This is a genomic window from Komagataeibacter medellinensis NBRC 3288 (assembly GCF_000182745.2).
Lineage (GTDB): Bacteria > Pseudomonadota > Alphaproteobacteria > Acetobacterales > Acetobacteraceae > Komagataeibacter > Komagataeibacter medellinensis.
Window position 1 is genome coordinate 249,432 of the sequence record NC_016037.1, and the last position, 6,435, is coordinate 255,866.

Below are 6,435 nucleotides of genomic sequence, written 5' to 3' on the forward strand. Positions count from 1 at the left end.
ACCCAGAAATTACCGGCCAAGCACATCAATCAGGGGTTCTTCGATCCCTCCAGATCTGGCCCGAATGCTGTGCAATCATCCGTGGAAGAACTGCCGCCGTCGCATTGAGGACACCGGACACGTTTACGTCCACCATTCGCTGCCATTCGTCCACTTTCAGGCTGTCAATGTTGGACAGGGGCATCAGGCCCGCATTGTTGACCAGCACATCAATCCTGCCAAATTGGGCAATGAGGGCATCTGCCGCAGCCTTGCATGAGGTCAGATCCGTAACATCGGTCGAAAGGGCAACGGCTTTACCCCCTGCCCCGGTGATTTCCGCCGCCAGCGTGTCCAGACGGTCCTTGCGCCGTGCTGCCAGACCGACTATTGCACCCTCTGTCGCAAGTTTGCGTGCTGTTGCAGCCCCTATCCCGCTGGAGGCGCCGGTAACAAGGGCGACTTTACCTCTGATGCTCATGATAATCTCCACCTATTCCATTTAAAAAAGATCGAGAAAACAGGTAAAGACCAATGAAAATGGTTTCTGTCGTCCTCTTGCCAAAATCATTGTGATTTTGCGTTTTTGTGAGTTGGACTGGACAATTCACGGCACGTCTGAAAGGTAAACCGGATGCCGTACCCGCATCGTTCTTCGCTGCATGCCGCCAGTTATGCCCTCAATGACCGCATTCCGGGCCGGAAGATCGCGCAAAGCCACGGGGACGCATGGAAAGAGGCCGAGGCACAGATATTCCGCCGACCGCAACAGGAAGATGAAGTGCTGGTCCCGGCCGTGGCCGAACCCTTGCTGGTCTGGATCATCTCGGGAGAAGCGCAGATCGAGGAACGCGAACTGACAGGTGAATGGACGAAAAGTGAGGCCGGGTCCGGATCATTTTTCCTGACACAGACCGATGCGCCTTACCTCATGCGCTGGCAGGCTGATCCGGACCGTCCGTTTGAAGTCCTGCATCTTTATCTGGGGCTTACTCTGGTGAACCGGGCCGCCCGATCGTTGGGGCTTAATCCATCACGGCTTTCCATGCGCGACATTTCCGGTGGTCAGGACGCATTCATATCTGGCGTTCTGACAGGCCTGGCGGCCGAGATCCAGGCGACTCATTCGGCCAGTTCTCTATTTGTAAATGGCCTTCTGGAAAGCCTGACCGTCCATCTTCTGCGTCATTATGCCCGGACACAGCCTTCGCCCACACCCAGACCTGCACAACTGCTAGCGTGGAAGCTGCGCAAGGCGCTGGATCATATGGAGGCCCATCTCGCCGAACCGTTCGATCTCGATCTTCTGGCCGGGTTATGCGGGATGAGCCGGTTTCATTTCAGCCGGTCATTTCACAACACCATGGGGCAAAGCCCATCACGCTGGTTTATCCGGCGGCGTGTGGAACATGCGAAGGACCTTCTGTCACAGACCAACAGGTCCATCATCGAGATCGCCCTGACCAGTGGCTATGAGAGTGCGAGCCATTTTGCACAGATGTTTCGCAGGGAAACCGGCATCAGCCCACGCGACTACAGGAAGCTATGATGGAGACGGATAAGGCGGCTACTACCTCCCTGCTTCAAATTCATTGACCAGATAGCGGTTAAGGCAGACCTAAAAGGCCGCCTTTAGACGCTGTTTTTCTCAATGCGTAACTTTCAGGCTTGATTTCCGACTCTTCTTCGGCGGGATGCTGGCCACACGCTTTCTTGGTATCTTCGCATCAAAAACCGTTGCGGATCACGACATCTAGCGCTGTTCAACGAATTAATGGGCCTTGAGCTGAGCCAGTTCCGATGCACGCCATATCTCCCAGCGGCGAAGCAGGCGGTGGTATGGTTCACCTGTCCGCTCATCCAGCTTTTCTACCGCGGTTATCCGGTCCGTACGAAAATGACGGAAGTCCTGTCGCAGTTCGCACCAAGCGATCAGTACGCGCGTGGTATCCGAATAGCCAAGAACCACTGGCCATACCGTACGCTCGGTTAGCGTACCCCGTTGATCGCAATAATGCAGGCGCAATTTCATTTCTTTACGTATTGCAGATCGAAAGTCCGCCGCGTCCACCGTATCCTTGGACGCATCAAGAGGCAGCTTCGCCGCAGTGCTCGGCGCAATGATAAATGGCTGCAGGCGCTCGGGCACAACTGCCGCAATCTTAGCAAGAACGTCCAATGCCGTACATGCAAGCATTTCATCGCCATGGGCTGCCACCCACTGCGCGCCCAGAACAATCGCCTCAATTTCCACCGGGGTCAGCGCAAGCGGCGGCATGTCGTATCCGGAGCCGAGCACGTAACCAACGCCAGCCTCACCTGAAACGGGCACGCGCTGCCCCATCAGATGCGCGATATCGCGGTAGATCGTGCGCGTGGAGACCTCCAATTCCCCAGCCAGCGCCTGCGCCGTGATGGGGCGCGACGACCGGCGCAGGATTTGGATAATCTGAAAAAGGCGGTCGGTACTACGCAAGGGTTTTGCAATCATGCTGACAGGATGCTGTCAGCATGATTGTGCCAAAAGACGGCGAACACAACCTTATGCAGGAATCGCTCGATGAAGTTTGCCTCTACCCGCCTGATTGCCGCTGACATCAACACCATGGTTGCATTTTATGAATTGGTGACCGAACAGCCTGCCGAATGGCTTGCACCCCAGTTTGCCGAAATCGTCACCCCTGGCGCGACACTCGCGATCGGTAGCGCCGAGACGGTCGCCCTGTTCAGGGAAGGAACTGCCGAACCGGGGGCAAACCGCACCGCAATTCTGGAATTCAGGGTTGATGACGTGGATGCCGTATTCGCACGCCTGAAAAACAAAGTGGACGTTGTGATTGAGCCAAAGCTGCTGCCATGGGGCAACCGCACGGCCCAGTTCCGCGATCCCGAGGGCACGATCATCAGCCTGTTTACGCCGTTAACCAAAGCCGCCCGCGCCCGTTTCGGAACCCGGCGACAACGGGTAGCCAACCGGTCTGTTATTTCTATAGACAACATACAGGAAAGCGGGGGGGGAGGCGAACGACCTGGTTCTAGGAACTAGGGCCTGTTAGATCTTGAATTTCTTCCCATATTGTAGGGATGGAAGAAGGAGACAGAACAGGCACCTTTACGGACGAGACATGGGCGATCTGGGAACCTCTGATTGAGGAGGTTCGCCCGAGGGGCAAGACGCCGCCACATGATCTGCGGCGGACGATAGCAGCGATTTTCTGGCGTCATGAGAATGGCGCGAAATGGCGGAGTATCCCCGCTGAACTGGGTCCGTGGTGGCGGGCTGCGCAGCTTTTCATCCGCTGGGCGAAGCTCGGCGTATGGGAGCGGCTGCTCGCACTGGTTCAGGAACAACAGGGAGTGGCATTCGGAATGACTTTTCTGGATGGCACAAACATCAGGGCTCACCACAAAGCGGCGGGAGCCCAAAAAAAGGGGCCTCTTTCGAAGAGCGAGACCATCGTGAAGCACTTGGCCGCTCTCGCGGCGGCTATGGCACAAAAGTCTGCGTGATCGCTGATGGACATGGAAAAGCCTTCGGTTTTGCGCTGGCCCCTGGACAGGCTCATGAACTGCCTCTGGCACCAGCCATGCTCGACAGCCTTCCCGCCACTCCCCTGTGGGTAGTAGCGGACAAGGGCTACGCGTCGAACGCCATGCGTGAACGGATATGGGACATGGGAGCACGGCCAGCCATTCCCGCGAAACGACGCGATGGCCCGGTCGCCTGCCCCAAATGGGCCTATCGGTGTCGGCATCTCGTTGAGAACCTCTGGGCTCGCCTCAAGGAGTGGCGCGCTGTCGCAACCAGATATGAAAAAACAGCAACGTCGTTCCTCGCGGTCATCCACATCGCTGCCGCAGCAGACTGGATCAAGCCCTAACAGGCCCTAACCTGAAGAAACCGGTCATTTAGGCCCGGTGTCTCGGTCTCGTGACAGATGTACGTCGTCCTGGTTCAAAGCAAAACGGCATATGTAGCAGCGTGACCTATCTCTCACTTCTTTCATGCCTTGAAAAAGAACGTCGATGGTCCGCTTGTACCGTATCGTCATCTCCACGTGATTAACAGGTCGGCCTCCTGACCATTCGAGGATGAGCGCGATGGCAGCGTCCTGGTCTATCCCGATGCTGCGATCCGTCTTGCTGTCATAGGCTAGAGCCGCCAAGGTGCGGCAATGCTCAGTCTTACCATGTCCAGCGAACGTCTCACTGCAGCGAGTACGTTCCATGACGATCTTTCGGATGAAACGCCGGCCACATGAAGGCAGCGGAATTGGTTGCTGCCCCCTCATCGACATCGCACACCTTGCGATCGCTCGCAGTGGACGATGAGGAAAAACGATGCATTATCCAAGTCCCCAGTCAGGGTGAATGCATGTTCGATAGGTTTCCTGAACTTGGTGGGAGTGCAATCAAGGAGGCGACCACGATCTCGGTGCCCAACGAGGTCCAGAACCACTGCTCATAAAAATCCGGTACGCGCCCTCTGATGTTCTGACGTCCGAACATCAGCATATGCTCCGATGCCCTGAAGTTTGCGCATTTTGCGATGGAATGTATTCCTCCCATCCGAGAAGGACCTTACAAATTCCGTCTGAGAATGTTCTGACGTCCGAACATTGAGCATAAGGATGAACTAGAACCAGAAGACTATCGTAACACGCCGCACAGCAAAATATCATCCTCCATTATATCTCTGATCGCTATCTCCTCAGCTGATTTATGCCTCGTTTTAATGATTTGTCCGCTTTGACAAAGCCTCATTCAAGACACAAGTAATCTATAATACGGTCCTAACATGCCGCACCTGGGCCGGATTAGATCTTCGACGAGAAGCAGGCACACATTGATCGTATCTTTCGAAGACCAATTTAGCAGCCTGTCGGGTTGGCCTTTGGGAGGATCATAAAGCCGAGGGTAACCTGACTTATGCTGTTTGAAGCCGTGCCATTCTCTTGCAGTTGTATGCGAGAGCGACGAGTGTCCATTCAGTTGTGACTTTTGCAAGGCCACGCAGGCTGAATCTTCTGAAGCCCATGATGCTTTTGATAATTCCGAAGACCGGCTCCACGGTCTGCTTGCGTCGTCTGTAAAGATCTCCGGCTTCTGTGGTTTCCAACCTGTCCTTCATGGCGAGCCGCCAGGGTTCGGTTATCCGGCGTGGCTCCCTTCCTTCGGGCCGGGGCCGGAAGTCGTAAGCCCTGCGGGCACAGGGCCGCCCAATGGCGACCAGCGGATCAATGCCCTTTTCCCGCAGTTTCCGGACCGCCTGTCCGCTGGCGTAACCGGTGTCGGCAAGCACCTTCTCCGGGAGACCGATTGTGTCTTCCATCGACAGTACCGTGTCGGCAAAGGATGGCGCGTCCGCTGACGTGGCGACAACGCCGGTTGTCACGATCAACTGGCTGCCTTCGGCGCAAACCACGGCCTGGGCATTGTAAGCCTGCCGGAATTCATGGGCGTCCGAGCGCCGCATGAGGCGGCTGTCGGGATCAGTCAGGCTGATCTGTCGGTCGGGTGGCGGTTCCTCATCAGGCGGTTTCGGCGCCCGGCCACGACGCCCTGTTTTCGCATCATAAGCGGCTTTCTTCTTCTCGTAGGCCGGACGCGCCGTTTCAGCCTGCTTCCTGGCATCAGCTTCCAGCCGGGCGCAGGCTTCGTCCAGCTTCGCTTTCAGTGTTTCCCGTCGGGCAAGCTCTTCCGGCAATGCCTGCGGATCGCTGTCTGTGACATCTGCGTACTCCGCCTGGTCCATCAGTTTCGCAATATCCAAAGCCAGTTGTTCGCGCAGCGCCCTGATCCGGTCGTAGCGCACCGAACGGTATTTCGAAGCGTCGGCATCGATTTTCGTGCCGTCGATCGATACTACACCCAGACGCAGCAGACCCGTCTCGCGCGCCAGAAGCAGGACCTGCGCAAATGTAGCTTCAATGGCTGTCCGGTTCGTCCGGCGGAAGGTCGCAATCGTATCATGATCCGGATGCAGGTTCGCCGCCACGAAACGCACCCCTATGTCGCGATATGTCGCCCGCTCGATCCGGCGTGAGGAAAACAGCCCGTTCGCATAGCTGAAGATCAGAAGGGCCAGCATCAGGCGCGGATGGTACTGTGCCTTGCCACCCGTGCGTACTGGCACGGAAAACGCATTCATCGGAACCCGTTCAACGGCAACTACAACGAAATGCGCCATATCATCAGCCGGAAGCCACAACTTCAGATCAGGAGGCAGAAGATACGGCTGAGACCGGTCAAACGGGATGAAGCTGCTCATCACACCACCTTACAACCTCTCCCCTTCATAGGGTACCCCAACCCGACAGGCTGTTAGGGCTTCATATCAGCCCATATGTCGTCGATTTTTTCCTTGACAAGAAAGACTGATAACAATCAACATCAACCATCATCGTTGATGTTGATGCTATTTTACGCATCAAAAGTCTGTCTGGGGAAGCCATA

At 56.1% G+C, this 6,435-nt stretch carries 4 protein-coding genes and 2 pseudogenes; 3 read left to right on the top strand and 3 right to left on the bottom strand.

Annotated features, from left to right (window positions below; all coding sequences use genetic code 11):
• Window positions 1–49: 49 nt before the first annotated feature.
• Window positions 50–460, bottom strand: a pseudogene (locus tag GLX_RS15685) (SDR family oxidoreductase); the annotation flags it as partial.
• Between the two features lie 153 nt (window positions 461–613).
• On the opposite strand from GLX_RS15685, the gene GLX_RS15690 reads away from it, so the two are divergent.
• A complete protein-coding gene (locus GLX_RS15690) occupies window positions 614–1,528 on the top strand; it encodes a helix-turn-helix domain-containing protein (RefSeq protein ID WP_014106962.1) in 915 nt (304 codons plus the stop codon).
• A gap of 222 nt (window positions 1,529–1,750) precedes the next feature.
• Here the strand turns inward: GLX_RS15690 and GLX_RS15695 are convergent, their stop codons facing one another.
• Window positions 1,751–2,470 carry a helix-turn-helix transcriptional regulator gene (locus GLX_RS15695; protein WP_014106963.1) on the bottom strand — a complete coding sequence of 240 codons (720 nt, stop codon included), beginning with the start codon at window positions 2,468–2,470 and terminating at the stop codon, window positions 1,751–1,753.
• A 69-nt stretch (window positions 2,471–2,539) separates the two neighbouring features.
• Here GLX_RS15695 and GLX_RS15700 point away from each other — a divergent pair.
• A pseudogene (locus tag GLX_RS15700) lies at window positions 2,540–2,935 on the top strand (VOC family protein); the annotation flags it as partial.
• A 128-nt stretch (window positions 2,936–3,063) separates the two neighbouring features.
• A protein-coding gene (locus GLX_RS15705) for an IS5 family transposase (RefSeq protein WP_082779839.1) occupies window positions 3,064–3,860 on the top strand; the annotation gives its coding sequence in 2 pieces (ribosomal slippage) (window positions 3,064–3,403 and window positions 3,403–3,860; 798 coding nt in all).
• Window positions 3,861–4,906: 1,046 nt separating this feature from the next.
• On the opposite strand, the gene GLX_RS15720 is transcribed toward GLX_RS15705, so the two are convergent.
• Window positions 4,907–6,250, bottom strand: coding sequence for an IS1182 family transposase (locus GLX_RS15720; protein ID WP_014106965.1), 1,344 nt, complete (start codon window positions 6,248–6,250; stop codon window positions 4,907–4,909).
• Window positions 6,251–6,435 lie beyond the last annotated feature (185 nt).